This window comes from Flavobacterium sp. AC267 (assembly GCF_979258715.1).
Genome location: NZ_OZ409875.1, coordinates 3,629,177 through 3,655,607 on the forward strand (window position 1 = coordinate 3,629,177; position 26,431 = coordinate 3,655,607).

22 protein-coding genes and 6 pseudogenes are annotated in these 26,431 nt (G+C 33.1%); 14 read left to right on the forward strand and 14 right to left on the reverse strand.

The genetic code is table 11. The features are described from left to right. The first annotated feature begins 61 nt into the window (after window positions 1-61). From ACZZ95_RS19170 to ACZZ95_RS19190, 5 genes and pseudogenes are all read left to right on the forward strand, one after another. Window positions 62-726 (forward strand): annotated as a pseudogene (locus tag ACZZ95_RS19170) (spermidine synthase). Between the two features lie 4 nt (window positions 727-730). After that, entirely contained in the window at window positions 731-1,408 is a 678-nt protein-coding gene (locus tag ACZZ95_RS19175) for a peptidoglycan DD-metalloendopeptidase family protein (protein WP_463470251.1), read from the forward strand. A gap of 6 nt (window positions 1,409-1,414) precedes the next feature. Beyond that, a complete protein-coding gene (locus ACZZ95_RS19180) occupies window positions 1,415-1,891 on the forward strand; it encodes a hypothetical protein (protein ID WP_463470252.1) in 477 nt (158 codons plus the stop codon). A 586-nt stretch (window positions 1,892-2,477) separates the two neighbouring features. Beyond that, window positions 2,478-2,948 (forward strand): nuclear transport factor 2 family protein, encoded by a 471-nt coding sequence (locus ACZZ95_RS19185; RefSeq protein ID WP_463470253.1) that lies wholly within the window; start codon window positions 2,478-2,480, stop codon window positions 2,946-2,948. Window positions 2,949-3,042: 94 nt separating this feature from the next. Beyond that, window positions 3,043-4,785 (forward strand): APC family permease, encoded by a 1,743-nt coding sequence (locus ACZZ95_RS19190; RefSeq protein ID WP_463470254.1) that lies wholly within the window; start codon window positions 3,043-3,045, stop codon window positions 4,783-4,785. A gap of 408 nt (window positions 4,786-5,193) precedes the next feature. Here ACZZ95_RS19190 and ACZZ95_RS19195 read toward each other — a convergent pair whose 3' ends face one another. Then, window positions 5,194-6,681, reverse strand: coding sequence for an aminotransferase class V-fold PLP-dependent enzyme (locus tag ACZZ95_RS19195; protein WP_463470255.1), 1,488 nt, complete (start codon window positions 6,679-6,681; stop codon window positions 5,194-5,196). Window positions 6,682-6,863: 182 nt separating this feature from the next. Between ACZZ95_RS19195 and msrA the strand changes: the two genes are divergently transcribed. Both msrA and ACZZ95_RS19205 read left to right on the forward strand, forming a co-directional pair. Next, window positions 6,864-7,397 (forward strand): peptide-methionine (S)-S-oxide reductase MsrA, encoded by a 534-nt coding sequence (gene msrA, locus ACZZ95_RS19200; RefSeq protein ID WP_463470256.1) that lies wholly within the window; start codon window positions 6,864-6,866, stop codon window positions 7,395-7,397. Window positions 7,398-7,482: 85 nt separating this feature from the next. Continuing rightward, entirely contained in the window at window positions 7,483-9,051 is a 1,569-nt protein-coding gene (locus ACZZ95_RS19205) for a protein adenylyltransferase SelO (protein ID WP_463470257.1), read from the forward strand. Between the two features lie 161 nt (window positions 9,052-9,212). Here ACZZ95_RS19205 and ACZZ95_RS19210 read toward each other — a convergent pair. Further along, window positions 9,213-10,161: pseudogene (locus tag ACZZ95_RS19210) on the reverse strand (YpdA family putative bacillithiol disulfide reductase). A 26-nt stretch (window positions 10,162-10,187) separates the two neighbouring features. After that, window positions 10,188-10,661 (reverse strand): CYTH domain-containing protein, encoded by a 474-nt coding sequence (locus ACZZ95_RS19215; protein WP_463470258.1) that lies wholly within the window; start codon window positions 10,659-10,661, stop codon window positions 10,188-10,190. A 185-nt stretch (window positions 10,662-10,846) separates the two neighbouring features. Between ACZZ95_RS19215 and ACZZ95_RS19220 the strand changes: the two genes are divergently transcribed. Genes ACZZ95_RS19220 through ACZZ95_RS19230 form a run of 3 tightly spaced genes read left to right on the forward strand, consistent with a single transcriptional unit; the run spans window position 10,847 to window position 12,324 of the window. Further along, on the forward strand, window positions 10,847-11,758 hold the full coding sequence (locus tag ACZZ95_RS19220; protein WP_463470259.1) for an OmpA family protein: 912 nt from the start codon (window positions 10,847-10,849) through the stop codon (window positions 11,756-11,758). Between the two features lie 19 nt (window positions 11,759-11,777). After that, window positions 11,778-12,077 (forward strand): hypothetical protein, encoded by a 300-nt coding sequence (locus tag ACZZ95_RS19225; protein WP_463470260.1) that lies wholly within the window; start codon window positions 11,778-11,780, stop codon window positions 12,075-12,077. A gap of 4 nt (window positions 12,078-12,081) precedes the next feature. Continuing rightward, the gene (locus ACZZ95_RS19230) at window positions 12,082-12,324 is read left to right on the forward strand and encodes a hypothetical protein (RefSeq protein WP_463470261.1); all 243 of its coding nucleotides are present in this window, start codon (window positions 12,082-12,084) and stop codon (window positions 12,322-12,324) included. Between the two features lie 146 nt (window positions 12,325-12,470). Here ACZZ95_RS19230 and ACZZ95_RS19235 read toward each other — a convergent pair whose 3' ends face one another. The 9 genes and pseudogenes from ACZZ95_RS19235 to menD form a co-directional block, all read right to left on the reverse strand. Then, complete coding sequence (locus ACZZ95_RS19235) at window positions 12,471-13,499, reverse strand: o-succinylbenzoate synthase (RefSeq protein ID WP_463470262.1); 1,029 nt, start codon at window positions 13,497-13,499, stop codon at window positions 12,471-12,473. Window positions 13,500-13,511: 12 nt separating this feature from the next. After that, window positions 13,512-13,868 carry a tetratricopeptide repeat protein gene (locus ACZZ95_RS19240; RefSeq protein ID WP_463470263.1) on the reverse strand — a complete coding sequence of 119 codons (357 nt, stop codon included), beginning with the start codon at window positions 13,866-13,868 and terminating at the stop codon, window positions 13,512-13,514. Further along, window positions 13,831-14,751: a tetratricopeptide repeat protein gene (locus ACZZ95_RS19245; RefSeq protein ID WP_463470264.1), complete on the reverse strand. Its 921-nt coding sequence runs from the start codon at window positions 14,749-14,751 to the stop codon at window positions 13,831-13,833. The genes ACZZ95_RS19240 and ACZZ95_RS19245 overlap by 38 nt, the downstream gene beginning before the upstream one ends. Before the next feature lie 220 nt (window positions 14,752-14,971). Beyond that, window positions 14,972-15,650 (reverse strand): annotated as a pseudogene (locus ACZZ95_RS19250) (metal-dependent hydrolase). A 30-nt stretch (window positions 15,651-15,680) separates the two neighbouring features. Beyond that, window positions 15,681-16,645, reverse strand: a pseudogene (gene menA, locus ACZZ95_RS19255) (1,4-dihydroxy-2-naphthoate octaprenyltransferase). Between the two features lie 118 nt (window positions 16,646-16,763). Next, window positions 16,764-17,598 (reverse strand): annotated as a pseudogene (locus ACZZ95_RS19260) (1,4-dihydroxy-2-naphthoyl-CoA synthase). 859 nt (window positions 17,599-18,457) lie between these two features. Then, on the reverse strand, window positions 18,458-19,309 hold the full coding sequence (locus ACZZ95_RS19265) for a CvfB family protein (RefSeq protein ID WP_463470265.1): 852 nt from the start codon (window positions 19,307-19,309) through the stop codon (window positions 18,458-18,460). Window positions 19,310-19,455: 146 nt separating this feature from the next. After that, complete coding sequence (locus ACZZ95_RS19270) at window positions 19,456-19,797, reverse strand: DUF2853 family protein (protein WP_463470266.1); 342 nt, start codon at window positions 19,795-19,797, stop codon at window positions 19,456-19,458. A gap of 90 nt (window positions 19,798-19,887) precedes the next feature. Continuing rightward, window positions 19,888-21,549 (reverse strand): annotated as a pseudogene (menD, locus tag ACZZ95_RS19275) (2-succinyl-5-enolpyruvyl-6-hydroxy-3-cyclohexene-1-carboxylic-acid synthase). Window positions 21,550-21,727: 178 nt separating this feature from the next. On the opposite strand from menD, the gene ACZZ95_RS19280 reads away from it, so the two are divergent. Further along, window positions 21,728-22,903 carry a thioredoxin family protein gene (locus tag ACZZ95_RS19280; RefSeq protein ID WP_463470267.1) on the forward strand — a complete coding sequence of 392 codons (1,176 nt, stop codon included), beginning with the start codon at window positions 21,728-21,730 and terminating at the stop codon, window positions 22,901-22,903. A 12-nt stretch (window positions 22,904-22,915) separates the two neighbouring features. After that, the gene (locus ACZZ95_RS19285; protein ID WP_463470268.1) at window positions 22,916-23,413 is read left to right on the forward strand and encodes a GNAT family N-acetyltransferase; all 498 of its coding nucleotides are present in this window, start codon (window positions 22,916-22,918) and stop codon (window positions 23,411-23,413) included. A gap of 158 nt (window positions 23,414-23,571) precedes the next feature. Here ACZZ95_RS19285 and ACZZ95_RS19290 read toward each other — a convergent pair whose 3' ends face one another. Next, window positions 23,572-24,150: a glutathione peroxidase gene (locus ACZZ95_RS19290; RefSeq protein ID WP_463470269.1), complete on the reverse strand. Its 579-nt coding sequence runs from the start codon at window positions 24,148-24,150 to the stop codon at window positions 23,572-23,574. 490 nt (window positions 24,151-24,640) lie between these two features. Further along, window positions 24,641-24,763, reverse strand: a complete 123-nt coding sequence (locus ACZZ95_RS19295) for a hypothetical protein (RefSeq protein ID WP_463470270.1) — start codon at window positions 24,761-24,763, stop codon at window positions 24,641-24,643. Between the two features lie 246 nt (window positions 24,764-25,009). On the opposite strand from ACZZ95_RS19295, the gene ACZZ95_RS19300 reads away from it, so the two are divergent. Both ACZZ95_RS19300 and ACZZ95_RS19305 read left to right on the forward strand, forming a co-directional pair. Next, window positions 25,010-25,540 carry an RNA polymerase sigma factor gene (locus ACZZ95_RS19300; protein ID WP_057117904.1) on the forward strand — a complete coding sequence of 177 codons (531 nt, stop codon included), beginning with the start codon at window positions 25,010-25,012 and terminating at the stop codon, window positions 25,538-25,540. After that, entirely contained in the window at window positions 25,540-26,328 is a 789-nt protein-coding gene (locus ACZZ95_RS19305; protein WP_463470271.1) for an anti-sigma factor, read from the forward strand. The genes ACZZ95_RS19300 and ACZZ95_RS19305 overlap by 1 nt, the downstream gene beginning before the upstream one ends. Window positions 26,329-26,431: the final 103 nt, after the last annotated feature.

Here is a 26,431-nt window from a genome sequence, read left to right on the forward strand (position 1 = left end):
GACATATTATTTGGTGCAAAATAAAAGATTTAATACTAAATTTGAGTAAAAGCATTCAAAAATGATTCGAAAATTTTTCAGTTATATAATTCCTATTAAAATCTTTAAAAAGAAATCTGCCAGAAGTAAAATTATTGAAGTGACTTGGGCAAATGGTGAATTAGTATTAGATTCTGAAAACACAAATTATTCTTACGGAAGCCTGCAGCGTATTTTGCGTTACGGTCTTCGAAATATTGGCTATGAAACCATTTTAAAAATGGATCATATTTTATTATTAGGAGTGGCCGGCGACAGTGTTGTTAAAACATTGGTAGATGAAATTGATTATAAGCATAAAATAACTGGCGTTGAAATTGATCCAGATATGATTCAGATTGCCAACGAATATTTTAATCTTAATCAAATCAAACAACTAGAAGTGGTAATTGATGATGCTTTTGAATTTGTTTTAAAAACCAAAGACAGGTACAATCTTATTATAATTGACATTTTTGAAGATACTAATATGCCGAACTTTTTATTTGAAAAATTTTTTGTAGACAGAATTTGTACTCTTTTAAAAGACAATGGTTATGTTTTATTTAATACGATGATTCTCGATGAAGCCCACAATGTTAGAAATAGAAAATATATTTCTGAAGTAAATCCAAAATTGTTTACAACAAAAATGCGCCCCGAATAGAAGTACACAATGAATTAATAATTATAAAAAAAGTTGCTTAAATTTATGAAACCCCTTGCCTCTATTTTAAACGCCTTACCACCTACTAAAGTTATTGATGAATCAATTAAAATTTCAGAATATACGCCGTTAAATTTATCGGTTTCGAATAAAGATTTAATGGAAGAGAAGTTAGATACGTCTGAGGATTTTGAAAAATACATTTTAAGTTATCTAAAAGAAAATAATGCTAAAGTTGCTTTTGGCGGTTATATCGAAGGTCGCTTTTTGTACCAGCGCGACTCTATATTTTTAAACGAATCTAAGCCTGAGCGAAATATTCATATTGGTTTAGATTTATGGGCAGAGGCTGGAACTGCTGTTCTTGTCGCATTAGACGGTAAAGTCCATAGTTTTAAAAATAATATTGGTTTAGGCGATTACGGCCCTACCATAATATTAGAACATCAAATAGAAAATGAAAAATTTTATACTTTATACGGTCATTTGTCGTTAGAAAGTATAGAAAAATTAAATATCGGAGAACAATTTAAGAAGGGCGAAAAAATTGCCACTTTAGGAAATGCCTCAGTAAATGGTGATTATGCCCCGCATGTCCATTTTCAAATCATTCATAAAATTGAAGATTACTGGGGAGATTATCCAGGTGTCTGCAACACAAAAGACCTGAACTTTTATATAGAAAATTGTCCCGACCCTAACTTATTATTAAAAATTACTTAAATAGTTATGAAGAAAGCAGGATTGATTATATGTTTGTTATTATTAATTGGATGTAAATCGAAAACAGTAAGCAGAGATACAGAAGATTTAAAAATTAAAAAAGTTTCTGGAGCCGACATAAGTGCAAATCAGCGACAAAAAGCGTATGATTTAGGAAAAAGAGTTTTAGAAACTTGTAATACCTCAAAATTTAAACCTTTTAATGAAACGGAAGTAACTAAATCGGTTTTGGAAAACACGACAGAAGAACGTTTGACCAAAACCTGCCAAAGATTTAGACAATATTACGGAAGTTTTATTGATTTAAAATTAGATGGAGTTTACAAAACCAAAAATGAAGTCATTTACCGCTACCATGCGCTATACTCAAAGAAAGTAGCAAATAAAGAGTCGCGAGTGTTTGTAAATGATGAAAACCTTATTTCAGCCATAAAATCAATGGATTGGGATGAAAAATTTGACGCCAAATTAGCCGATCAATAAAACATATAAATTATGAATTTTAAATTACCGTTTTTTCTATTACTATTTGTTTCAACTTTTGCCATCGCACAGCAAACTATAAGTGTAAAGGGCTCTGCTCCTTTTCCTGCAACACAGGATTACACTTTTATCTGCGAAAAAATACGCTTATACTGGCGAAGTTAATATTCAAATAGCAAAAACGGATAAAGGTGGTATTTTAAAAATTACAGTCGCAACGGCAAACGACAAGGCAAGAATTGCTGGAGGTCTATATGTAGATCTTTCAAATGCCGATGTTATTGCCTGCACGGACAAAAATGTAAAAGAATCTACAGACGGTAAAACAACTTCTTATTATTATTTTACTCCTGCAGAATGGCTGAAACTTAAAAAGAATGATATTTATGCTGTTAGGTTTATAATTGCCGGCGGTCCAACAACTTTTGGTAATCAAACCGGATATTTTACAGCTTACAATAAAATGAACTATTTTTCGACTGCATTCGACAAATCAAAAAAAACATACGATACTGCGAAAGAAATTAGTGTTTTATAATGATTTTTTAATCTAATAAATCTTATATTTAACATTAAAAATTTCAGTATGAATGCAAATGAAACCTTAATTACAAAATTCTATACCGCTTTTGCAAATGCAGATGCCAAAACAATGAGTGAATGCTACCATCCAAAGGTACACTTTATTGATCCGGCCTTTGGTTTACTAAAAGAAGATCAGGTTTCTAAAATGTGGGAGATCTTGCTTTTAAAAAGTAAAGGGAATTTAAAAATTGAGTTTTCTAATGTAAAAGCTGACGACTCTACAGGTTCTGCCAATTGGGTCGCTACATACAATTTTAGCAAAACAAACAGAAAAGTTAATAATAAAATTTACGCCGAATTTGTTTTTAAAGACGGCTTAATTATTAAACATACCGATAGTTTTGATGTCTGGAAATGGTCAAAACAAGCTTTCGGCACTACAGGTTATTTATTAGGATGGACTGGTTTTTTTCAGAAAAAAGTACAAAAGCAGGCTTTATTATCATTACAAAAATTTCAAGAGGTAAAATAATTTTTTGAATTCAAAACTCAAACTGCCTTTGCCCCCGATTATAATTTATTTGTTACTTATTGTTTTTTACTAAAAGTGTTAATCCTAAATACTGATGAAAGAAATCGTACACAAAAAATTAAATCAATTACAGGCAACTGCAATTTGTGGGAATGATATTAGTTCTTCCTGCCTTTATGTTTCCGCATTAACCATTTTATATGCTGGGCAATATGCTTGGATTTCTCTTTTAATTGTTGCTGTTGTATTATTTCTATTCCGAAAAATTTACGGAGAAGTGGTTGGGGCAATTCCACTAAACGGAGGAGCTTACAATGTTTTACTAAACACTTCAACCAAACGATTGGCTTCTTTAGTCGCTACTTTAACCGTTTTATCCTACATGGCAACCGCAGTAATTTCGGCGTCTGAAGGCATGCACTATTTGCACGGAATTTTTGAAGGGCTAAATGTTACAATTGCAACCGTCGTAGTTCTAGTTTTATTTACAGGACTAGCCATTTTAGGAATTGGAGAATCTGCATTTGCGGCTGTTATCATTTTTCTGACCCACATTGCAACTTTAACTTTGCTGGTTTTAGCTTCCATGTGGTTTGTAATGACCAACGGATTAGAAACCTTTCATGTCAATTGGGCGACTCCTATTGCTTACGATAATATTAAAACAGCGCTTTTTCTTGGTTTTTCGGCGGCAATGCTCGGAATTTCTGGTTTCGAAAGTTCTGCTAATTTTGTGGAAGAACAAGAGCACGGAGTTTTTCCAAAAACACTTCGCAATATGTGGGCGATTGTAAGTTTCTTTAATCCGGTGATTGCTATATTATTAGTTAGTGTAATTCCGTTAACTGAAGTTGGAGAAAATAAAGAATCCCTTTTGGCGCATTTAGGACAGACAACCGGCGGTTCGTGGCTGGCCTGGCTAATTTCCATCGATGCTGTTATGGTGCTCTGCGGAGCGGTTTTAACCTCTTTTGTTGGAGTTTCCGGCCTTTTAAACAGAATGACATTAGACAGAATTCTGCCAAATTATTTCCTGAAACAAAACAACAGAGGTTCGCATTACAGAATTGTCATCAGCTTTTTAATCCTTTGCATTTCAGTACTTTTTGCTACAAGCGGGCATTTAGAATCACTGGCTGGGGTTTATACTTTTTCATTTTTAGCCGTAATGGCATTATTCGGAATTGGTAATTTACTTTTAAAATACAAACGAAAAAAGCTTCCAAGACCGGAACGCGCGCGCGGTATTGCCGTTGTAGCCGCGGTAACTTTTATTATTGTCGCTTTTATTGGTAATATGCGTCTGAATATCAACTCGTTTTATACCTTTTTGCAATACATGATCCCATCCCTGATTTTTATCGGAATCATGCTAAACCGCGTCAATTTAATTCGTCTGCTTATTGAAGCCTTAGAATATTTCTATCAGCCGCTTCGAAAAATGGTGGTTGTGAGCAATCGGTATCTTCAAAATTTAAGTGTAAAAATCAATTCACAGGAATTTGTATTTTTTACGAAAGGTGACGATATTACAATTCTCAACAAAGTCTTGCAATATGTGGAAGATAATGAGACCACCAAAAAACTAAAAATCGTCCATGTTAAAAGTGAGGCCGTAGATAACGAATCTCTAAAAAAAGACCTTGAAGTTTTGGACCGCGCCTACGACGGACTTGATATCGAATATATTGAAATAGATGGCGTTTTTGGACCAGAAATAATTGACGAACTTTCCCAAAAATGGAAAATTCCCAAAAACTTTATGTTCATCGGATCTCCAGGAAATAAATTCTCTTACCGCGTTTCAGATCTAGGCGGCGTACGTTTGATAATGTAATGTTTAAGAAGCAGAAATATACGTTTTTTGAAGAACTAAAGTCCCGCTATCCGTTACAATCTTTTGTTCTTCCCGAAGCTTCGGGATCAGCACAAAAGGATTTTCACTTCTATCGGGGCTATTAAATAAACACTTATTCATGAAATCTCAAAATCCAACTAAAAAAATGTAAATCTTATTGTTTTTCAGAGCTTTTTTGTCATCCTTGAGGAACGAAGGATCACACTATAAACTCCGCACAGAAGTTTATTAATCGTTGTAGAATTCCGTGTGTGAACCTTCGTTCCTCAGGATGACACGTTTGAGTTTTCTATTAACAAACCCGTCATATCATAAAAAAACCGACAGGTTTTAAAAAACTGTCGGCTTTAATATTTTTTAATCCTTGCGTTCTCTACGTTAAAAAAACTAAGATTTAAACCAGCTCGCTACCAATTCATCTTCAAAAGAAGTTGCATTTTTATGGATAAACTCGTTTCTATCTCTATCGTAAGAATAATCTAAAGCCCAAGTTTTATGATTTGCGACCATTTCTTTTATACTTTCACATACAAAAGCAATCTCTTTATCTGTTGTTGTTGGGTGAATAGACATTCTAATCCATCCCGGTTTTTTGATCAGATCACCAATCGTGATTTCATTAACCAGCTTATTAGAAGTTTCCTGATCAACATGCAGTAAATAATGTCCGTACGTTCCCGCACAGTCGCATCCACCTCTCGTCTGAATTCCAAAACGATCATTTAGAAGTTTTACACCTAAATTAAAATGAAGATCATCTATAAAAAACGAAATTACACCAAGACGCTCTTTATGTTGTCCTGCTAAAATTTTGATATTCGAAATAGGATCCAATTCACTAAAAACGTAATCTACAATTTCATGCTCACGCCGCATAATGTTTTCGATTCCCATTTCTTCTTTCAGCTCGATTGCAAGTGCTGTTTTTATAACTTGAAGAAAACCAGGCGTTCCGCCATCTTCACGATCTTCTATATTATCAATATATTTATGTTCTCCCCAAGGATTTGTCCAGCTTACCGTTCCGCCGCCAGGACAATCAGGAATCATATTTTTGTATAATTTTTTATTGAAAATTAAAACACCCGAAGTTCCAGGTCCACCCAAAAATTTATGAGGTGACATAAATACAGCATCCAAATAAGATTCTGGATCTGCAGGATGCATATCCACTTCTACATAAGGACCAGAGCAGGCAAAATCCACAAAACAAACACCATTATGCTGGTGCATCAATTTTGTCGCTTCATGAAAAGGAGTTCTCAAACCTGTAACATTTGAACAAGCAGTAATAGAAGCAATTTTTATTGTTCTGTCACTGTATTTTTGTAGTAAAGATTCAAGATTTTCTAAATTAAAAAGTCCTTTCTCGCAAGACGGAATAATCTCAACATCTGCAATAGTTTCCAGCCAAGAAGTTTGATTGGAATGATGCTCCATGTGCGAAATAAAAACAATTGGTTTCTTTTCTGCCGGAATATTCGTGAAGCTTTTCAAATTCTCTGGAATTTTCAATCCTAAAATACGCTGGAATTTATTGATAACTCCCGTCATTCCAGTTCCATCTGTAATTAAAACGTCATCATTACTGGCATTTGCATGACGTTTAATAATATGTCTTGCATGATGATACGCTTTTGTCATAGCGGTACCAGATACCGTAGTTTCAGTATGTGTATTGGCAACAAAAGGTCCAAATTCATTTAATAATTTTTCCTCAATCGGGCGGTATAACCTTCCACTGGCAGTCCAATCAGTATAAATAATTGATTTTCTGCCATAAGGTGACGTAAATTCTTGGTTTATACCGACAATATTTTGTCTAAATTCCTGAAAATAAGTTTCTAGAGTGATGGTACTATTTTTGCTATCCATTAGTTGTGCCTTGTGTTTGACTGCAAATATATCGCTTTTTTATAAAATTGCGAATTTATCAATGGTAAACTTCAAACATTACATTCCTGTTGGATATCTTTAGTCAAAAGATCTTTTTTTTAATAAATTATCACAATATCCTATCGAATTAATAGGCATTCAACTAAAAGAAAGCATTATTTATGGAAAATTCAGCAATAGCTACATTTGGAGGCGGTTGTTTTTGGTGTATTGAAGCTCTGATTCAGCGTTTAAGAGGTGTAAAATCAATACAATCGGGTTTCTCCGGCGGGTTTATAAAAAATCCACCTTACCGCGAAGTTTGTACAGGACGAACGGGACACGCAGAAGTGATTCAAGTCGCCTTCAATCCTGACATAATTTCATATCGTGACCTTATTTCTATATTTATGACAAGTCATGATCCAACAACTTTAAATCGTCAAGGCGGTGACAACGGAACGCAGTATCGCTCTATTGTTTTGTATCATGATGAAAAACAAAAGGAAACAGCGGAAAAAGTTTTTCAGGAAGTACAACCCGCATATTCTGACCCGATTGTTACGGAATTAAAACCTTTTGAAGTTTTTTACCAAGCTGAAGATGATCATCAAAATTATTATAATGAAAATCGAGATGCGAGATATTGTCAGGTCGTAATTGATCCAAAAATTCAGAAACTAAATAAAATGTACGCCGATAAATTAATTGGTTAAATTTAAAGTTTTGTCAAAGATTAGAGGCAAATAAAATCCTTCTAATCTGCGTAATCTGTGACAAAATAAAAAAGAAAGAAACAAAATGAAAAATCTAAAAATAAACAATCGATTTACAGCCGAATTACCAGCGGATCCAGAATTGAGCAATGAAATTCGCCAGGTAAAAAATACGTTATTTTCTTATGTAAATCCAACAAAACCAGCTAATCCGAAATTGATTCACGCCTCTGAAGAAGTTGCCGATTTAGTCGGAATTTCAAAAGAAGAGATTCAATCTGAAGAGTTTTTAAATGCTTTTTCTGGAAAAGACATTCTTCCTGATACACAGCCATATGCTATGTGTTACGCCGGACATCAATTTGGAAATTGGGCAGGACAATTGGGCGATGGACGTGCTATTAATTTAACGGAAGTTGAACACAATAATCAATTTTATACGCCGCAGTTAAAAGGTGCCGGAAAAACACCATACTCGAGAACCGCAGATGGTTTGGCCGTTTTACGTTCTTCGATCAGAGAATATCTATGTGCAGAAGCGATGTATTATTTGGGAGTTCCCACTACTCGATCCCTTTCGTTGATTCTCTCTGGTGATCAGGTTTTAAGAGACATTTTATACAATGGAAACCCTGCTTACGAAAAAGGCGCAGTGGTCTGCCGTGTTGCACCATCATTTATTCGTTTTGGAAGTTTTGAAATGCTAACAGCGAGAAATGAACTTAAAAATCTGAAAGAGTTTGTAGAATTTACAATCAAGCATTATTTCCCGGAAATTACTGGTGAACCGAAAGAGCAGTATCTACAATTCTTTAAAAAAGTTGCAAATACAACACGCGAAATGATTCTACATTGGCAGCGTGTCGGATTTGTTCATGGTGTAATGAATACCGATAATATGTCTATACACGGAATCACAATTGATTACGGCCCTTACGGATGGCTGGAAAACTATGATCCAAACTGGACTCCAAATACTACTGACAGTCAAAATAGAAGATACCGTTTCGGAAATCAGCCTCAAATTGCACAATGGAATTTATATCAACTCGCCAATGCGCTGTATCCATTAATTAATGAAGCTGAACCATTAGAAAAAATACTAGAGTCTTTTATAGTTGAATTTGAAGAAGATTATAAAAATATGTTTTTAAGCAAATTAGGTATTTTCACTTCAAGTAATACTGATGATAAAATAATTCAGGGAATTGAAGAAATTCTCCAATTATCTGAGACCGATATGACTATCTTTTTTAGAAATTTAAGTCAAATCAAAAAAGAGGATTCTGTAGAACAGGCATTCGAAAAAATCGAATATGCATTTTATTTGCCAGAAGAAATAAAAGGCGAAATTCTAGATTCTTGGCAAAAATGGTTGTCGGTTTATCTTAAACGTTTAAGTAGTGAAGAGCTGTCAGATGAGGAACGCGCTGTGAAAATGAATTTGATAAATCCGAAATATGTACTGAGAAATTATATGGCACAATTAGCTATAGATGAAGCGGACAAAGGAAATTATGATTTAGTTGACGAGTTATTTCAGCTGTTGAAAAATCCATACGACGAACAGTTAGAAGCTGAAAAATGGTTTGCGAAACGACCAGATTGGGCAAGATCTAAAGTGGGCTGTTCAATGCTTTCTTGTAGTTCTTAATTTTTTTTTGCTACTAATTTCACGAATTTTTGCTATTTTTTTATATAAATATTTATTAGAATATAAATCTTAAATAATTTGCGCACGTCCCGACTTTGCTCGATGTGACAATTTAAATTCAATAAAAAAATCCGCGAAAATTCGTGAAATTCGGGGCAAACCTATGTCGAAGTAATATAATTCACAATCATACTGGCGTGAACGCGCGAGTTTTCAATAAACCATTTATGTGTCTGCATACCGCCGCAGACAACGCCTGCAAGAAATAATCCTTCTACATTTGTTTCCATTGTTTCAGGATTATAAATCGGAATTTTTAATTCGTCGTCAGAAAGCTGAATTCCCATTTTTTCTAGGAAATTCAAATCTGGTTTATAACCGGTTAAGGCCAAAACAAAATCATTTTCAATTATAACCTTTCCATTCGGAGTTTCAATTTCAACTTCATTTTCTCGGATTTCAGCAATATTCGATTCAAAATACGCTTTAATACTTCCCTCTTCAATCCGATTTTCAATATCAGGTTTTACCCAATATTTTACTCTGTTGTTAATTTCATTTTTACGAATCACCATAGTTACATCGGCGCCTTTTTCTCCAGCATTCCAAAGTCGCGTCTACAGAAGAATTATTGGCACCCACTACTAGAACTTTTCTAAATGCATATTCGTGTGCTTCTTTATAATAGTGGCGCACTTTTGGGAGATTTTCTCCAGAAATATTCATTTCTATCGGAATATCATAAAAACCTGTAGCAATTATAACATTACTCGATTCGTAATTTTGTTTGTCGGTGGTTATTTTGAAAATCTTGTTATTTTCTTTTTGAACGCTGATTACTTTTTCAAATAAATTAATATTGAATTTAAAATAACGATGAATGTTTCTGTAGTATTCTAAAGCTTCTTGACGCCCAGGTTTTGGCGCTAAGCAATTGAACGGAATATCACCAATTTCCAATCTCTCTGCAGTAGAGAAAAAGGTCATATAAAGCGGATAATTGAAAATACTATTTACAATTGCTCCTTTTTCAATTATTAAATATTTTAATTTTTTCTTTTGGGCTTCGATTGCGCAGGCAAGACCAATTGGGCCTCCTCCTACTATAATAAGGTCGTATCGTTGCTTCTGTCATTTTATTTCTGCCATTCTTTAAATGGATTTTTACTCAAATAGGCGTTATAATATCTTTCGTCGTTCGTAACTTCTTCTCCAAGCCAATCTGGTTTTTCAAAAGCTTCTGTTTCAGAGTTTAATTCAATTTCTGCCATAACTAAACCTTCGTTTTCTCCATAAAACTCATCAACTTCATAAACATGAATTCCGGATTTTATTTCAAAACGGGTCTTTTCTATTTTGCCTTTTTCGCATAATTTCAAAAGTTCAGTCGCTTCGTCGAGCGGAATTTCATTTTCCCATTCAAAACGTGACATACCACCGCTGTGGCTTATTCCTTTTATAGTTATAAACCCTTTATTTCCCTTAATTCTAACCCTGACAGTTCGTTCTGGAACAGAACTAAGGTAACCCTGAGCAATTTTATTTTGAGCAAAAGCTTGTTTCTTGAAGTCTTCAGATTTCACAAGAAATTTTCTTTCTATTTCGACCATTTTAAATGTGCGTTATTTTTTTATGCAAGTTACTCATTTTAATCAAGCTGTTGAAAATATAGAAAAGCAAAAAAATGTTAATTCAATTTTAAAGACGTAAATCAAGAACATTAAAATAACTGATTATTAATACATTACGTGTTATTTTTTTAGTTAAATTTGATAGAATCTAAACTTTATCATCTATGTCTAAAAAAGCACTTTATGTATTAGGCATTGCAATAACCATTATTTTGGGTACTTATCTGTATCTGAAATTTTGTCGCAACTGCAATGAGAAAACACCAACGGATGATACTCCCAAAACAGCTTCAACTGCTGTTCAAGAGCCTAATTTTGTTCCGTTTGAATTGAATGGTTCGGGAATTGAATATCGTACAAATGATAATTTCAAGTTCCTTAAAAACAGCGCTATTTTAATAATGCCTGTAAGTGATTCTATTATAACTGGAATTCAGAAATTAAAGACATTCTTGGCTTCAAATCCAAAGCGACAAGTAACAATAACTGGTTACGCTTTGTCAGATGAAAAAAATACTACATCTTTTGAGAGCCTGGGTCTGGCAAGGGCAAATGATGTTAAGAACTACTTTGTATCAGAAGGATTAACTGAAAAACAGTTTATTACCAAAGGTGAAATAATAGACAATTGGAAAACGAGTGCAGATACTCTTTTAGGACCTGCAGATTATACCTTTGGAACTATTGATTCTACTGCCGTTACAAACGACGAATGGAGCGCTTTAAAAGACAAGATAAACGCAGATCCGTCGCTTCTTCACTTTAACACAAATCAGTCCAGCCAAACTTTAAGCAGTGTAGAAAAACAAAAAGTGGCCGATATTATTAAGTATACAGAACATGTAAAAGATGCTGTTGTTTTAGCTGTTGGACATTCTGATAATGTTGGAAACCGTGATTCAAATATTGTTTTAGGACAAAAAAGAGCTGAATTTTCTAAAAGTTATCTTTCTAAAAACGGAATAGAACAAACTAGGATCGAAACCCAGTCTAAAGGCCCAGATGAACCCATTGGTGATAATAACACTTCAGAAGGAAAAGCGTCAAACAGAAGAACAGTAATTACAATTAAATAACTAATCAAAACATACGATCATGAATATACCTTGTATCTTAATACCTGTGCTAGTGGGATTAATCTGTGGGATTTTAGGTTACCTGCTTGGAAAAATGAACTCGAAAAATGATGATTCGCTTGCATTATCCCTTCAAGCTGATTTGGATGCCTGTAAAGCGAATACTAGAAATTTAAATGCCCGAATAGCGACATTAGAAGCAGATTTAGTCGCGAAACCTAAAATAGCACCTCAGTCATTTACCGCCACGGCACCAACATTAGTTCCTTTTGACAGCGCATTAGCGAGCAACAGTTCTAGGCAAAAAAATAAAAGATAATGATTTGAAAATTGTAGAAGGAATTGGTCCGAAAATAGAAGCATTATTAAATAATGCGGGCATTACAACATGGTATGATCTTTCTCAAGCATCAACTGAAAAACTACAATCTATACTTGATGCAGGCGGCGAAAATTACTCCATACATAATCCAAGTACCTGGGCTAAACAAGCTTTATTTGCCTATCAAGGAAAATGGCAGGAATTAAAAGATTGGCGACAAAATCTTTTAGGCGGGAAAGAGTAAGGAAATAGGTTCAGAGGTTCAAAGGGACAAAGGTTTAAACAAAGGTTCAGAGTGGCAAAGGAACAAAGGCGCAAAGTTTTCGCTCTGTATCTTTGCTCCTTTGAACCTTTGTCCCTCTGTACCTTTTTCCCTTTGTAACTCTGAACCTACAATCCCCAACCTTTTGAGGTATTGTACCAAAGCTTACCATTTTTAACTTCTAAAGGACAATCTATATTATTAGTATATAATGCTCCGGTTCCTAAACCTTGGGGCATTTTTGAATTTTGAAGGAATGTCCATTGAGCAATGGCGTTAAGACCAATATTACTTTCTAAAGCCGATGTAATCCACCAGCCGATATTATATTTGTCTGCCAACGAAATCCACTCTTGGGTGCCTCTGAAACCGCCAATAAAACTTGGCTTCAAAATAATATACTGTGGTTTTATTTCCTGAAGTAACTTTTCTTTTTCTTCTAATGAAAAGACACCAATAAGTTCTTCGTCTAAAGCTATAGGAAATGGCGTTTCTTTACAAAGCTGTGCCATTTCTTTTACATTACCTTTTTTTATAGGCTGTTCTATGCTATGAAGTTCAAATTGTTTTAATTGATGAAGTTTATCTAAAGCTTCTGCAGAAGCAAAAGCGCCATTTGCATCTACTCGAATTTCGATTTCTTCTGGTGAAAAATGACTTCTAATAAATTGAAGTAATTCTAATTCTTTTTCAAAATCTATTGCACCAATTTTAAGTTTGATACAGTTAAATCCATCGGCTAGTTTTTCTTCTATTTGCTGTTTCATGAAAGAAGATTCTCCCATCCAAACTAAGCCGTTTATTGCAATAGAACTTTTGTTTGTAGTAAAATCTGACGGAAATAAAATATATGAATTTTCGCTTTTTAAGGATTGAAAAGCCATTTCTATTCCGAATTGTATTGATGGAAATTCTAGTAAGGCCTCCCACAGTGCTTTTTCGCCTAAATGAATATTATTACAAGCCCATTGCAGTTTTTCTTCATAATCGTCACGATCGTCTGCGCTTAAGCCGCGTAATATCCCGCACTCGCCTATTCCTTTTTTTTCATTTTCTTCCAAAGTGATAAACCAGGTTTCTTTTTCGGTCATTATACCTCTCGAAGTTCCTGAAGGGCGTTTAAATTTTAATAAATATTTTTGGTAAGAAGCTTTCAATGAATGTTTATTTTAATTATAAAGTTTAAGCACTTTTTCAAAATCCTTAGATGGAAGTCCGGCTTTTTCAAAAGTCGCAAAATCCAATTTTGTTTTGGCAACCCAGCTCAAACTATCAGTTACATTTTGAGTTTGATATTTTTTATAAATTGCTTTTGCTTCGCTGTAATCGTTAGTAATTAAATAAGTGTGAGCTAAATTTAACTTCACCATTAATTCTGTATCATCCAGCTTTTCGCCTTCTTGAAGTGCTTTTAATGCTTTTGCATATTGCTTGGTTAAAATGTAGCAATATCCTAATGAACTATAATCTAAAGCCGTTGCTTTACCTTCACTTATTATAGTGTTCAGCTTTTGGAATGGCTTCATTGTATTTTTGCAGTTTTATTAATGAAGATGCCTGCGTTCGTAAGTCGTTGAATACATTTTTAGAAATGTCGGCATCTTTGTAACAGGCGTTTCCAAAATCTTTATACACTTTTGTTTTTTCGACGGCTAATAATTTTTGGAATTCATCATAACGATATTGTTTCATGATTTTATTCAAAATGCAGACACAAAAATCATCTGAATTTGCCATTTTTTGTGCCATTGTAGAAGTTTTACACAAACTTATGATTTCGTTTTTATTGTCTTGGTTCCAGTCGCGGTTTAATTTAGAATCGACCCAAGGCACAACTTCTAAAACTACTTTCTGACTTAGAATCCAATTTTTACTTTCAAAACCAAACCAAATTGTTCCGGTATTTTGTTTTAAGCAGGAAGATTTATCAAGCGATAAACGTTTTGCGTCTTTGCTTACAGGTTCGGCCTGAGAAAAACAAGCTTTATCAATTTTACCGTCTGCAACATATTTTTTTGCATTTTCATTTGATGTAAAAATCGAATAGGTGCATTCGTCATCTCCAGAAATTTTAGACATCAAAAAAACAGCTCCTGCGGATCCCTGACTAACGCCTGTTGGATCTGGAATAGCTTTTAGTAAAGAAACCAAACTATTGGTCAGTTCCTGATTTTTGTCTAAAAGTGTAATGCGATAAACGATTTCTGTGGTTCCAACTGGAAGATCTTCTGTCGCAATATAAATTCTATCGCGTGCGGGAACCATAATTTCTTTTGTAGTTGCTCGCTCTTTGTCCCAATAACCGTCTTTCTGTGCGAAAGCAGTAAAGGAAACTGTAATAAACAGCGATAGGATTATTTTTTTGAAAGTTGTATTTCGTGATGATGCTTTAATTGCCACAGATTTCACAGATTAAAATGATTTTTACTTAAAAAAACTTCATTATATAATAACATAGATTATGCCAAATAACTTTCTTATGGAAACGATTGCCTAGCCCCGATTACTTCACCAAATTTTATTTTAATTGGAGTTTAGTGAACTTCGTTTGAGGCAATTTTTCTTTGCCTTAAAAGATATAGCCGAAAGCAGGATTAGCTCCTTCTTTCGACTATCCTCAGGATGCCAATTATAATTCTATAGATTCTCCGATTTGTAAAAGCATTAAATCTTTTCCTTTATCGAAAAATTTACGGATTGATTCTTCGTGATTGATTTCGATATAACCAAAAGTGTCAAAGTGGTAACCTAAAATTTTATCACATTCTACAAAATCTGAAGCGATGATAGCATCTTCTACATCCATTGTAAAATTATTTCCGATTGGAAGAATTGCTAAATCCAATTTTGTACGAAGCGGAATTAATTTCATATCGTACGTTAATGCAGTATCTCCGGCGATATAAATATTTTTATGTTCGCCTTCGATCACAAATCCACCAGGATTTCCGCCGTAAGTACCATCAGGAAAACTGCTGGAGTGAATAGCATTTACATATTTCACTTTTCCGAAATCAAAATTCCAGCTTCCGCCGTGATTCATTGGGTGTGAATTGAATCCTTTGTTGGCATAATAACTTGTAATTTCAGCATTTGAAACAATAACCGCATTGGTGTTTTTTGCAATAGCTTCAACATCCAAAACGTGATCACTATGTGCATGTGTCAACAAGATATAATCTGCTTTTAGTGTATTAATATCAATTGCTGCAGACTTGCGGATTTCCCGTAATAAAAGGATCCACAATAATATTTTTCCCTCCCACTTCAATCGCTAAAGAAGCGTGTCCGTAAAATGTAATTTTCATTTTGTTAAGTTTAAAGTTTAACGTTTGTTTTTATCTTCCTCCTAAAAATAAGTTTACAATAATGTCTGAAATCAATGAAATCATACAAATTGTAAGGAGTATCGAAAGAAGAAATGTGCTTAATGCCAGTTTTTTTAATTCTGGATCTAATAATTTAGGGTTTTGATTCTTGTAAACAGTTATTAAATGTTTAGTCAAAGGAATAAAAGCCAGTAAGAAAAGATATTGATCGAAATTATAATCGCTTAAAATGGCAAAAACAACTACCAAAAGCATTGCAGTACCAATTAGAAAATAATGGTAAAACTTTGCTTTTGTCTGCGCCAATCTGCACTACAATTGTGTTTTTACCAGCTTTTTTATCTGATTCCTGATCACGCATATTGTTCAAATTTAAAACTCCAACGCTCAATAATCCTATTGAAACTGCTGGAAGAATTAAAAGCGGATCAATTTCTTTTGCATATAAAAAGTTTACACCTAATGTACTTACAAGTCCGAAGAAAACAAAAACGAAGATATCTCCAAATCCTCTGTAGCCATAAGCAGAATTACCTACTGTATATCGAATCGCAGACGCGATTGCAAGCAATTCCTAGTAGTAGAAAAAAGATAGAATATCCGAAATTGTCTTTTCCAAAAGCGAAATAAATTAATATCATAGCTGACAAAAGAGTCAGTATTGAGGTAATTATGATCGCTTTTTTCATTGCCTGAGGCGTAATAACACCGCTCTGAATAGCGCGCATTGGCCCTACCCGATCTGCATTATCGGTACCTTTTACACCATCGCCGTAATCATTTGCAAAATTTGATAAAACCTGCAATCCTAATGTTGTTAAAAGTGCAAAACCAAATACTTTCCAGCTGAATACTTCTGTTGGCGTATTAATAGTTTCTGTTGGATTTGATAATGCATAAATACTTCCAACTATAATTCCGGAAACTGATAAAGGTAAGGTGCGCAGTCTTGCGGCTTCAATCCAATGTTTCATTATTTGTTATTTTAGATTTTAGAGTGTAGATTTTAGATTATTATGCGCTGACTAAGAATTATAGATTAAAAAAATCTATCCCGACGCTTCGGGACTAAAATCAGAAATCTACAATTATTTACGGTAACCACTTATTTTCACCGAAATTTGGTTTTCTTTTTTCTAAGAAAGCATTTCTACCTTCTTTGGCTTCTTCTGTCATGTAAGCCAGACGAGTTGCTTCTCCAGCAAAAACTTGCCGCCCAACCATTCCGTCGTCAGTTAAGTTCATTGCAAATTTCAGCATTTTTATAGAAGTTGGTGATTTTTGAAGGATTTCCTGAGCCCATTCGTAAGCTGTATCTTCAAGTTCGTCATGAGGAATTACGGCATTTACCATTCCCATTTCAAAAGCGTCCTGAGCAGAATAGTTTCTACCTAAAAAGAAAATTTCACGAGCTTTTTTCTGTCCCACCATTTTAGCCAAATAAGCTGATCCGTAACCGCCGTCAAAGCTTGTTACATCTGCATCTGTCTGTTTAAAAATAGCATGTTCTTTACTCGCAAGAGTCATATCGCATACTACGTGTAAACTATGTCCGTCGCCTACAGCCCAACCTGGAACAACAGCAATTACTACTTTTGGCATAAAACGAATTAAACGCTGTACTTCAAGAATATTTAAACGATGCTTGCCCATCTTCTCCAACATATCCTTGATGTCCGCGCGCATTTTGATCGCCTCCGCCGCAAAAAGAATAAACGCCGTCTTTTGTCGAAGGTCCTTCTGCAGAAAGTAAAACTACTCCAATTGAAGTATCTTCCTGCGCATCATAAAAGGCCTGGTATAATTCTGAAGTCGTTTTAGGACGGAATGCATTTCTAACATTTGGTCTGTTAAAAGCGATTCTTGCTACTCCATTACATTTTTTATAGGTTATATCTTCAAACTCTCTGGCTGTAATCCAATCCATTTTGATTTATTTTATTTAAACAATTATAGGGTAAAAATAAGGCATTTTTATAATTTTACCTACTCAATTCGGGTTAAGTCTTAACGAAAATTACGCTGAATGTTAACAATTGGGTCATGCGTCCAAAAAATAACATTTTTTAACATTAGTTTAGAAAAATAATAATTAATTTTACACTCTAGAAATCAATGAGATACATTTTATTTCTATGATTTCAGAATGATTTTCTTTCACTGATTTATTAACCTAAAAAATGATTTTTTTGAGAAAATTTAAAAAATTTGTCGCTCATTTTTTTACGGTTTTTAGTAACAGACCAATTAATGAGCAAATGATTTATGTGTTTGTCGAAACTTCGAAAAGAAAAAAGTAACACCTAAGGTTAAATGTTAGAATTGTATCTATAATTAGTATATGAATGATAACGAAAAAGACGAAAAAGTACTAATTCACACTTTCTAAAAGTTATTTATAAACCAATGGATTAAGCCGTGAAATTCTCTTTTTGCTTTTAAGATATTTACATCAATTGTTTAAAAGACATACCATCAATGGAGTAATTTCTAAAATTTTTAAAGCCATTATTCTGAGATGGATTCGAATTATTTTATTTCTGTTTTTTTTTAATTACAATTTTTTTTAAAACTAGAATAAAAAGCGAAAGGTCGCTCTAATTGAGCGACCTTTTGTGTTATATTTATTTTTAAAATTCCAATTTTTATTAAATTCCAAATTTCAACTTTAAATTCCAATATTTTTTAAATTCCAAATTCCAATATTTTAGAATTGTACTTAAAATCTAAATTATAAAATCCCACATTGGATTTTGGAATTTTAAAATTGGAATTTTAAAAACTCTTTAGTTTACAAGATAAATTCCATCTTCCTTAATTTCAATTAGTTTCTCTTTGTATAAAGAACCAATTGCTTTTTTAAACGATTTTTTACTCATCTTTAAAACCGTTTTAATGTCTTCTGGATGCGAATCGTCGTTTAAACGAAGAAAACCTCTGCTGGCTCTTAATTCACTTAAAACCTTTTCTGCATTTGGTTCAATACTTTCAGCGCCTTGTACTTGTAAGGCAACATCAATTTTATTGTCAGGTCGGATATTTTTAATGTAACCGCGCATTCTGTCGCCAGTTCTAATAGAATCATCATAAACTTCGTCTTTGTATAAAAGACCTTTATCTTGCTCATTTATAATTACATTAATTCCCATATCTGTAATATGAGAAACAATTAAATCTACTTCTTCTCCTTTTTCAACCGTTAACTGGTCATTATTCAAGAATTGGTTTGTTTTACTAGATGCTACCAAACGATTGGTTTGCTTATCCATATATAAATAAACCAAATAACGCTTTCCTTTTTCCATCGGACGCGCTTGTTCTTTAAATGGAACAAGAATATCTTTTTCCATTCCCCAATCCATAAAAGCGCCCACATTATTGATATAGTTTACTCTCAAAAGAGCAAATTCGTTCAATAAAATATAGGGAACTAAAGTCGTAGATACAGGTCGTTGTTCATGATCCAGATAAACGAAAACGATTAATTCTTCTCCAATTTCGAATTCTTTTGGAACATATTTATTTGGCAGTAAAACATCGTGAATTCCTTCTGGATCATTTTCAGGATCTCCTAAAAATAAACCAACTTTGGTATCACGTAATATAGTAAGTGTATTGTATTTTCCTATTTCAAGCATTTTTCTAACGTTCTAAGTTGATAAGCAACTAAGTTTATGAGTTGCAAAGGTACGAAGTTTGAAAATGGAAATAGAAAATGTTTGAGATAAAATACTAAAAACAAAAAGCGCCCTTAATAAGGCGCTTTCATTTTGACTTTAAATGACTATTTATAAACACTTTCTTTTTTAAAGTGTACAGTCAATAAATAATACACAACTGCTCTGTATTTGTGTTTGTTCGATTTTCCGTATTTTTCTAATACAGAATGAATAGCTTCCAACAACGCTGGACTGTCTGCTAATCCTAATTTTTTAATTAAAAAATTATTTTTAACTGTATCTAATTCAGACTGCTGGTCACCTGCAACTGTCGAAGCATCATCATTGTAAATGGATGGTCCACAGCCAATTGTTACTTTAGTCAATAAATCCATATTTGGAGTTACTCCGCATTTTTCTTTTAAATCTGAAGCATACTTCAAAGTTAATTCTTCTCTTTTGCTCATAATGTTATGTATTGGTTATTATTTATAAAACCAAAACTAAAAACTATTATGAAATAAAACTAATTTTTAACAAAAATTAACTTACAATAATTAAATCAATTTTTTGAAGTATTGCTTTAAAATAACATCATTTTCTGCTGTCGGCGTAAAGATTTCCAATATCGCAGGCGCATCGTTTGTATCGTAAAGTAATTCTAAACTGTTATTTAATGATTCCAAATCATTGGCGGTAAAGTAATTGCAATGATACATTTTAGCTAAATGTTCAGCAGTTAAATGGTGAGACGTTTCGAAATACGTATTGAAAACAGGCTTTTCTTCATGTCCTGGCAGAATCCTGAAAATTCCTCCTCCTCCATTATTAACCAATATTATTTTAAAATTTTTGGGTATATAAGAATTCCATAAGGCATTGCTGTCATATAAAAAACTAATGTCTCCCGTAATAAATACAGTCTGTTTACCATTTCCAACCGTCGCTCCAACTGCTGTTGACGTACTTCCGTCGATACCGCTTGTACCGCGGTTGCAGAAAACTTCGATTGATTTGTCAATATCAATTAATTGAGCATAACGAATGGCAGAACTATTACTAATCTGCAGAATGCTGTTTTTTGGAAGCGATCCAATTACTTTCTCAAAAACTTTAAAGTCTGAAAAATTAATTTGTTCTAAATATTCTTGTCTTTTTACTAATCTAATTTTATAAATAGCATCTATATCTCTAAAATAGTCACTTACTGCAAAAGATGTTTTGGAGAGCAAATCTTTGAAAAAATCATTTGGTTGCATTTCAAAATGTTTTGTCAATGCGCCAAAGGTGTCATAAGCACGTAAAGTGTCAATATGCCAATGATCTTGCGGTTTATACTTTCGTAAAAATCCTTTGATTCTTTTTGAAACCACCATGCCGCCAAAAGTCACTAAAACTTCAGGGTTAAATTCTTTAAAATCAGAATCGTCAAATGGTGTAATTAAAGTATCAATACTATTAATAAAACTTGGATGATGCAGGTTCGAAGTAGTTTCTGTAAGCACTACAACTGACGGATCTGAAGCTAAATTTTCTATTATTGCTTGATCCAAAACGTTTGCTTCATTTACACCAACTAAGATTAATTTTCGCTTTGCATTGTTCCAAACGGATGCAAATTCGGCACTATTTTCAATCGTACTTACGTTATTTTCTGGCTTCGAATTTGTAATTTTTGGATGCACAGAAAGTACTTCTGTAGTTTCATATAAAGGCTCTTCAAAAGGTGCATTAATATGAACTGGTCCTTTTTCTGTATCGCAGTTTCTATCGCGAGATTGATTTTCAAATCATTTTTTTCTGAAGCTTCTTCTGTTAGATTTGCATTAAAAACAGAATGATTAAGAAAAACATTTTCCTGACGAATTGTTTGTCCGTCACCAATATCAATTTTACTCTGCGGACGATCTGCAGAGATTACAATTAAAGGAATCTGGCTGTAAAATGCTTCCGCAAAAGCGGGATAGTAGTTTAATAAAGCAGATCCAGAAGTACAAACAACCGCTGTTGGCTGTTTGGTTTGCTGTGCTATTCCTAAAGCAAAAAAAGCGGCTGCGGCGTTCGTCTGCAATACTGTAACATTTGAAATTAGGATTTTGAGCAAAACCAATCGTTAATGGTGCGTTTCTTGATCCGGGAGAAATTATAATATTAATAATGCCTTTGGCAGATAAAATTTCGATAATGCTTTGTGCAAGCGCAATTTTGGGGTAAATCATTCTGATCGCGTATTACTTTTTTTTAAAGAAAATCCTCAATTTGATTTTTCTTTATCTTGCTTACAAAGTTACAAACTTCGCAGTTGATTTAAATTATAATTAGGAATATATTAAGTCTCTTTCTCAAAAAAGGAAATATATTTGTAAAATCGAATAATTAATAAAAGCCAGACATACTATGCGTTTCTTACTTATACTTTTTTTTACTGTTACTTTTCAAGCTGTAAATTCTCAAAATCAATTTGTTCCCGTTGATGTTCCATATAAAACAGCTTTGGAAAATGCTAAAAAAGAAGGAAAACCTCTTTTTATAATGCTCTATGCCGATTGGTGTCCACATTGTAATTTAATGAAAACAGAAGTTTTAAGTGATCCTGCAGTTATTGATTTTCTGAACAAAAATTATGTCTGCACCTATAAAAACATTGAAAAAGAAGAAGGAATTGCTTTAAAGAATAAATTCAAAACCAAATCGCTTCCTACTTTTTTATTTTTAGATGCTAATGAAACTCTGATTTATGCTTTAAAGGGCGAAATGAAAAAGGCAGAATTTCTAAATGAGCTTCGTTATGCTTTGAATCCAAAAATGCAATTGCCTTATTTAGAAAAGGAATTTATGGCAGATCCGAGTAATTCTGATAAGTTCTTTACCTACTTAAATATCTTAAAAAAAGGAAAAGATAGAACCGAATTGTCTCCAGCAACTCATGCGTATCTTAATACACAATCTGATGCGCAATTGGTGAGCGAGTTAAATTGGCGTGTTATTGCAAATGGTGTTACAGATATTAAATCGAGAGAATTTCAGTATGTTTTAAATCATCAAAAAGAATTTGCAACTGTAGCTTCTCAAAATCGTGTGGATCGTAAAATTGAAAGTATTGTAAATGAACTACTTCGTCCGTTGGTTGATAATTTAGACACTATAAACTATTACAAACAAAGAGAAGTTGCCAAATCGATTCGATTGCAAAAAACTGATTCGCTGGTTTTTAAATATGATTTAACTTTGGCGGAAAGAACAGAGAAATGGGATTTTTATAAAAAAGTTACACTTGAGGACACTCAAAAATTAGTTTGGAATGATGCCAGTTTTCTAAAAGAAATTGGAAATACATATTTAAAACATATTAACGATACTGAAAGTTTGAAGAAGGCGATTTTCTGGGTTAATCATTCTTTAGAATTAAATGATTCTTATGATGGTAATTTACTTCAAGCGAAACTTTATCATAAAATAAAAGATAAAAAGAAAGCTTTAGAATTTGCCAAAGAAGCCAAAGCTGTTGCAAAAGAAATGGGCTGGGATTCTAAAGACGCAGACGCTCTTCTAGTAGAACTAAACAAAAAATAAGCAAAAAAATATATGAACATCGTTTTAAGGCCAGCAGTCGCAGATGATTTGCAAAAAATATTAGAAATCGTCAACCATTCTATTTTACACACAACGGCGAATTACAGCTATGAAATTCAGACATTAGAAGTTCAGAAAAAATGGTTTGAAGATAAAACAGCTAAAAACCTTCCGATTGTAGTAGCCGATCTAGATGGTGAGGTGGTTGGTTTTGGCAGTTATGGACAGTTCCGAGAAAAAATAGGCTATCAATTTACGGTAGAACATTCGGTTTATGTGGTAGATCATGTTATCGGAAAAGGAATTGGTTCTAAACTTTTGACAGAATTAATTCGATTGGCCAAAGAGCAAGGGTATCATGTTATGATTGGTGCAATTGATCTTGCTAATGCAGGAAGTATCGCTTTTCACGAAAGATTTGGTTTTGTAGCAACAGGAACAATTCGGGAAGTTGGCTACAAGTTTGACCACTGGCTGGATTTGGTTTTTATGCAGTTAATTTTGAAGTAAGTTTTAACCGCAAGGGCACTAAGATTTACGCAAAGTCCGCAAAGTTTAATCAATCTCTGTTCCTTTAAACCTCTGTTTCTTTGAACCTTTGAACCTAAAAAAAAATCCTCAAGCTTAAAATTAAGTTTGAGGATTTTTTGGTTTAGATAGTTACGCTGTTAACTTTTAATCCAATTGATAACTTCTGGATCTGTTGGTAAAGTTTTTGGTTTGATTACTTTTACCAATTCTCCTTTTTCATTAATTAAGTATTTTTGAAAATTCCATTCTACTTCAGAATCTTGTAAACCATTTTTAGATTTCTGAGTCAGGAATTTATAAACCTCAGACATATCTTTTCCTTTAACCGAAACTTTGTTCATCATTGGGAAAGTTACACCATAATTCTGCTGGCAGAAAGACTCAATTTCTTTGGCTGTTCCAGGTTCCTGAGAAGCAAAATTGTTTGCTGGAAAACCTACAATTACAAAACCTTTATCTTTATATTCTTTGTAAATAGCCTCTAAATCTTTGTACTGAGGTGTCAAACCGCATTTTGAAGCTGTATTGACAATCATAATTTTTTTGCCTTTTAAAGTTGAAAAATCAAAAGTATCTCCTGATAAATCTTCAACTTTAAATTGATAAATGTTTTCTTTTGTCATAACTTCTGTTTTAGGTTTATGGCTTGTTTGAGCCTGAATTTGCGAGGCTATCATAAATAATGCACTGCAAACTAAAATTGCTATATTTTTCATCGTATAATTTTTTATAAAATTAGCTAAAATACGCTTATCAAAAACTGTTTTGCTTCGTTAAATTATATTAATCAAAAGTTAAATAAAAAAATGAAGCCTAACGTTAATCAGACGTTAGGCTTCCCCCATACAAACAAATCAAACCATGAATTAATTATTATGCAATCTTTTTATATAAAATATATTTTTATTTAAATTATAGTTGATGACTCGGTTATAGTGAAAACTTTCTTAACCCCCACGGTCAAAACGAACTTTCAAAATGTTGTCAAATGGCTTGTATGTTGTAAAATTTTTAACTTCTTATATAATTCGAAATGACCATTAAAAAAATCTTCGATTGGAAGTCCGAGTGCATCAACTATACTATATGTTAGCTTTTTTTATTTTTAAATTTTAAAGAACTTCATTTGTTTGTTATTGTTTATAAAGCTTTATAAACACACAGACAAAAACCAGCGACACAACTATTTTTATAAAATTCATAATGTTAGCTTTTTAATTTATAATAATGAACAGCTTCTTTTCTAAAATCATCTTTATTCAAAACACTTAATGCAAGAACAGTTGTTAATCCGATAATTAATATTTTAATTACATCTCCGATATTCATAATACTGTTTTTGAATCGTCATTAATTTATTATGATCTTTCTCTTACTTCTAAATACATTTACGTAACGGGATTGTTTTTGGTTTTTAAAAAAAGTAAAAAAAATCACATTTTTTTCAAAACCCTTTATTTTCCTAGGCTTTGGACTACAAAAAAAATTAAAAAAAATCCAAAAAAAATAAATTATCTTTATAACTGGTAACCAACTTGCATCTAACTTTATATATTTAAACTTAAATCCAAATCTATGAGTCAAGAAGAATTATTAGTTTTAATTTACAAAAAAGATGAAAAAGCTTTTACGCATTTGTACGACATGTACTCAAAAAGCTTATTTTCTGTCATTCATGTTTTAATCAAAAATCGAGAAGAAGCAGAAGATGTTCTTCAGGACGTTTTTGTCAAAATCTGGAAAAACATCGATTCTTATAATGAAAGTAAAGGCCGATTTTATACTTGGATCCTTAATATTGCACGCAATACTTCGATCGACAAGCTTCGTTCTAAAAACTTTAATAACAGCCAAAAAAACCTTTCCTCAGATAATTTCGTAAATCTGTTAGATGACAGTAATAAATTAGCTAATAAACTTGATGCCATTGGGATTCAGGAGTTCGTAAAGAAACTAAAACCAAAATGTATCGAAATCATCAATTTGTTATTCTTTAAAGGATATACCCAGCAAGAAGCTTCAGAAGAATTGGCGATTCCGCTGGGAACTATCAAGACCCAAAACAGAAACTGTATTAACGATTTACGTAATTATTTAAAAATATAATGGAAGCACAAGAATATATAGAATCAGGAATTCTAGAGTTGTACGTTTATGGCTTATTGAGCGAAAAAGAAAACCTAGAAATAGCTGAACTGGCAAAAAATAATCCTAATGTTGATCAGGAGATTATTTCGATCGAAAAGGCCATTATTGCTTTATCATCGAGCTTCTCTCCTTTCCATTCTGTGGAGAATTTTGAGAAAATAAAAGCTCGTTTAGAACTTAAACACGGTAAAGTAGTCGACATGAAACCCGCTTCAAACTGGTCTCAATATGTGGGCTGGGCAGTGACTGTATTGTTATTGCTAGGTTTAGGTTACCAAACCTTAGAATTAAACAAAACTCAAGACGCAATCTCTACTGTTGGAAATGAAAAAAATAAAATTCAAAGAGAATTTGCGTACTTAGATCAGCAGAATAAACAAACTGAGAAAAACCTAAGTATCGTAAGAGATATTAAAAATACTGGTGTAACTCTGGGCGGTCAGGCTGTTTCTCCTTCCTCTTTTGCAAAAGTATATTGGAACAAAGAAACAAAAACGACTTATATTGATGCGGCCGGTCTGCCGGCGCCTCCAAAAGGAATGGTTTACCAAGTTTGGTCTTTAAAATTGAGTCCTGTTCTTACACCAACGAGTATTGGTTTACTGGATAATTTTGAAGGAAATACACAAAAAATATTTGCTGTAAGTCAAACCGATTCTGCAGAAGCTTTCGGAATTACACTGGAACCTGCTGGAGGAAGTTTAACTCCTACAATGGAACAACTTTATACTTTAGGAAAAGTTTAAACCTAATCTTTTATAAAAACGAAAAACGCATATTAAATTTAATATGCGTTTTTTTTTTACTATTTTTAATAACATGTAAGTCAGTAATTTATAACTATAAATC

Bases quoted from the DNA above. Each gene is read 5' to 3' on its own strand.
- ACZZ95_RS19175 (WP_463470251.1), top strand. From the start codon at position 731: ATGAAACCCCTTGCCTCTATTTTAAACGCCTTACCACCTACTAAAGTT.
- ACZZ95_RS19180 (WP_463470252.1), top strand. From the start codon at position 1,415: ATGAAGAAAGCAGGATTGATTATATGTTTGTTATTATTAATTGGATGT.
- ACZZ95_RS19185 (WP_463470253.1), top strand. From the start codon at position 2,478: ATGAATGCAAATGAAACCTTAATTACAAAATTCTATACCGCTTTTGCA.
- ACZZ95_RS19190 (WP_463470254.1), top strand. From the start codon at position 3,043: ATGAAAGAAATCGTACACAAAAAATTAAATCAATTACAGGCAACTGCA.
- ACZZ95_RS19195 (WP_463470255.1), bottom strand. From the start codon at position 6,681: ATGGATAGCAAAAATAGTACCATCACTCTAGAAACTTATTTTCAGGAA.
- msrA (WP_463470256.1), top strand. From the start codon at position 6,864: ATGGAAAATTCAGCAATAGCTACATTTGGAGGCGGTTGTTTTTGGTGT.
- ACZZ95_RS19205 (WP_463470257.1), top strand. From the start codon at position 7,483: ATGAAAAATCTAAAAATAAACAATCGATTTACAGCCGAATTACCAGCG.
- ACZZ95_RS19215 (WP_463470258.1), bottom strand. From the start codon at position 10,661: ATGGTCGAAATAGAAAGAAAATTTCTTGTGAAATCTGAAGACTTCAAG.
- ACZZ95_RS19220 (WP_463470259.1), top strand. From the start codon at position 10,847: ATGTCTAAAAAAGCACTTTATGTATTAGGCATTGCAATAACCATTATT.
- ACZZ95_RS19225 (WP_463470260.1), top strand. From the start codon at position 11,778: ATGAATATACCTTGTATCTTAATACCTGTGCTAGTGGGATTAATCTGT.
- ACZZ95_RS19240 (WP_463470263.1), bottom strand. From the start codon at position 13,868: ATGAAGCCATTCCAAAAGCTGAACACTATAATAAGTGAAGGTAAAGCA.
- ACZZ95_RS19265 (WP_463470265.1), bottom strand. From the start codon at position 19,309: ATGCTTGAAATAGGAAAATACAATACACTTACTATATTACGTGATACC.
- ACZZ95_RS19270 (WP_463470266.1), bottom strand. From the start codon at position 19,797: ATGAGCAAAAGAGAAGAATTAACTTTGAAGTATGCTTCAGATTTAAAA.
- ACZZ95_RS19280 (WP_463470267.1), top strand. From the start codon at position 21,728: ATGCGTTTCTTACTTATACTTTTTTTTACTGTTACTTTTCAAGCTGTA.
- ACZZ95_RS19285 (WP_463470268.1), top strand. From the start codon at position 22,916: ATGAACATCGTTTTAAGGCCAGCAGTCGCAGATGATTTGCAAAAAATA.
- ACZZ95_RS19290 (WP_463470269.1), bottom strand. From the start codon at position 24,150: ATGAAAAATATAGCAATTTTAGTTTGCAGTGCATTATTTATGATAGCC.
- ACZZ95_RS19295 (WP_463470270.1), bottom strand. From the start codon at position 24,763: ATGAATATCGGAGATGTAATTAAAATATTAATTATCGGATTAACAACT.
- ACZZ95_RS19300 (WP_057117904.1), top strand. From the start codon at position 25,010: ATGAGTCAAGAAGAATTATTAGTTTTAATTTACAAAAAAGATGAAAAA.
- ACZZ95_RS19305 (WP_463470271.1), top strand. From the start codon at position 25,540: ATGGAAGCACAAGAATATATAGAATCAGGAATTCTAGAGTTGTACGTT.